Here is a 2,268-nt window from a genome sequence, read left to right as displayed (position 1 = left end):
TCGGCTTCGTCGGCGTGGTCGAGCTGGCGTCGTTCCTCACCATCGGTGCGGCGCAGGGCAAGACGCTGGTGCTGTTCGGAGCCCAGGTCGACGAGCACGCGATCGCGCCCTGGCTTGTGGCGGTGCTCCTGCTCGCCGTTGGCGGCTTCTGGTTCAGCGTGGAAGCGCGTGCGTTCCGGAAAGTGTGGGACGGCCTGGTGGCCGAGCTGAAGCCGCAGCGGGGTTTTGCATGACCGACACGGCGCTCTCCCTGCGCAACGTTGGCAAGGCCTTCGGCCAGATGCAGATCATCCGTGGCGTCAATCTCGACATCAAGCGGGGTGAGCGGCACGCCATCATCGGCCCGAACGGCGCCGGCAAGACCACGCTGTTCAACCTGATCAGCGGCCGTTTCCGGCTGTCGTCGGGGGAGATCCTGCTGGGTGGCGAGCGCATCGACGGCATGCCGCCGCACCGGATCAACCGCATGGGGTTGTCGCGCAGCTTCCAGATCACCTCGATCTTCCAGCGCATGTCCGTGTTCGAGAACCTGCGCTGCGCGCTGCTCTGGAGCATGGGCTACCGCTACTCGTTCTGGACGCCGCTGTGGCGGCAGCGCGAATTGAACGCGCGCACCTACGAATTGCTGGATGGCCTCAACCTCGCCTCGCGTCGCGACACGCCGGCGGGCCTGCTCTCCTATGCCGACCAGCGCGCGCTCGAGATCGGCATGACCATCGCTGGCGGCGCCTCCGTGATCCTGCTGGACGAGCCGACCGCCGGCATGAGCAACACCGAGACCGACAATGCGGTGGAATTGATCCGCCGAGTGTCGCAGGGCAAGACGCTTGTGATGGTCGAGCACGACATGAAGGTGGTGTTCGGGCTCGCCGATATCATCACCGTCCTGGTCTATGGCCAAGTCATCGCCTCGGGTCCGCCGGAGCAGGTGCGCGCCAACCGGGCGGTGCAGGAAGCCTATCTGGGTAGCCTCGCGGCATGATCCTCGAAGTCAAGAACCTCCACGCCTATTACGGCCAGAGCCACATCCTGCATGGCGTCGACCTCGACGTCGGCGACGGCGAGATCGTGAGCCTGCTCGGCCGCAACGGCGTCGGCCGCTCCACCGCCTGCAAGGCGATCATGGGGCTGGTGCCGTCGCAAGGCACGATCCGTTTTCGCGGCAAGGACATTTCGGGACTGCGGCCCGACCAGATCGCGCATGGCGGCATCGGCTATGTGCCGGAGGACCGCCAGATCTTCCCGACGCTGACCGTGCGGCAGAACCTCGAGCTCGGCCTCAAGCGCGCGGGAAAATTCGGCCGCTGGAAATTCGCCGACGTGTTTTCCCTGTTTCCGAACCTGAAGGAGCGGCAGGACGTCGCCGCCGGCGTGCTCTCCGGCGGCGAGCAGCAGATGCTGACCATGTGCCGCACCCTGATGGGCGATCCCGAACTGATCCTGATCGACGAGCCGACCGAAGGTCTCGCGCCGAAACTCGTCGAGCAGGTCGGCGAACTGCTCGCCGAAATCTCCCGCCGGGGCGTCGCCATCCTCCTGGTCGAGCAGAAGCTCGCGATCGCGCTGAAAATCTCCAGCCGCGTCTACGTCATGGGCCACGGCCGCATCGTCTTCCAGGGCGGCCCGGCCGATTTCGGCGCCAATTCCGCCGTGCGCAAGGAATGGCTGGAGGTGTGATTTTGGGAGGAACCGCCAAAGTGCTAGACTTTCCTGAATTGAAATAGAAAAGCCTGCCGAATGTTGCGAGGGAGCACGTCATGAGCGTCCGCAAGACGGTCACCTTTGTCGAGGAGGTCAATAGCGAGTACGGCGTCGACGTCAGTCCTCCGCTGCGACGCGTCGCGGTCGCTGCGGTCTTCGAGAATCCGCTAGCCGGCAAGGCGCCCCACGCGGACCTCAAGCCTCTCATCGACTACTCGGTCGAACTCGGAGCGTCTCTCACCAAAGTGGCGCTGGCGACGCTTGGTGCGAGCCCTGCGCAGCTGCGAGCCTACACGAAGGCGGCGCTCGTCGGCATCGGCGGCGATCTGGAGCATGGCGCTGCGATGATCCATCCGAGACTCGGCATGGCGATGCGTGGCGCAATCAAACGCGGTCGCGTCATCATTCCAGGGCACGCCAAGGTGGGGCCGCCCGGCACGACTGTCGATTTGATCTATGGTCCGCTCGACGAAGGTTGGGATCTCGATGCGTTCGATTCGACCCCGGTGCTCATCCATGACGCGCCGCGACCGCATGAGATTGTGCTTTGGCTCGGCTACGCCACAG

General features: G+C 65.0%; 3 protein-coding genes and 1 pseudogene. All 4 read left to right on the top strand.

Going from position 1 to position 2,268, the window contains the following annotated elements:
• A pseudogene (locus JOY90_RS22530) lies at positions 1–233 on the top strand (hypothetical protein); the annotation flags it as partial.
• Positions 230–982 carry an ABC transporter ATP-binding protein gene (locus tag JOY90_RS22525; protein ID WP_291693317.1) on the top strand — a complete coding sequence of 251 codons (753 nt, stop codon included), beginning with the start codon at positions 230–232 and terminating at the stop codon, positions 980–982. The pseudogene JOY90_RS22530 and the gene JOY90_RS22525, both read left to right, overlap by 4 nt.
• Entirely contained in the window at positions 982–1,677 is a 696-nt protein-coding gene (locus JOY90_RS22520; protein WP_291693318.1) for an ABC transporter ATP-binding protein, read from the top strand. Before JOY90_RS22525 ends, JOY90_RS22520 begins: the two co-directional genes overlap by 1 nt.
• A gap of 80 nt (positions 1,678–1,757) precedes the next feature.
• Positions 1,758–2,268 (top strand): amino acid synthesis family protein (locus JOY90_RS22515; RefSeq protein WP_291693316.1); only part of this gene is annotated, 511 nt, incomplete at its 3' end.

The sequence above is a fragment of the Bradyrhizobium sp. genome, assembly GCF_019242285.1.
GTDB lineage: Bacteria > Pseudomonadota > Alphaproteobacteria > Rhizobiales > Xanthobacteraceae > Bradyrhizobium.
This window is presented reverse-complemented; position numbering and strand designations above follow the sequence as displayed.

Coding starts and splice junctions, on each gene's coding strand:
- JOY90_RS22525 (WP_291693317.1), top strand. CDS start 230: ATGACCGACACGGCGCTCTCCCTGCGCAACGTTGGCAAGGCCTTCGGC.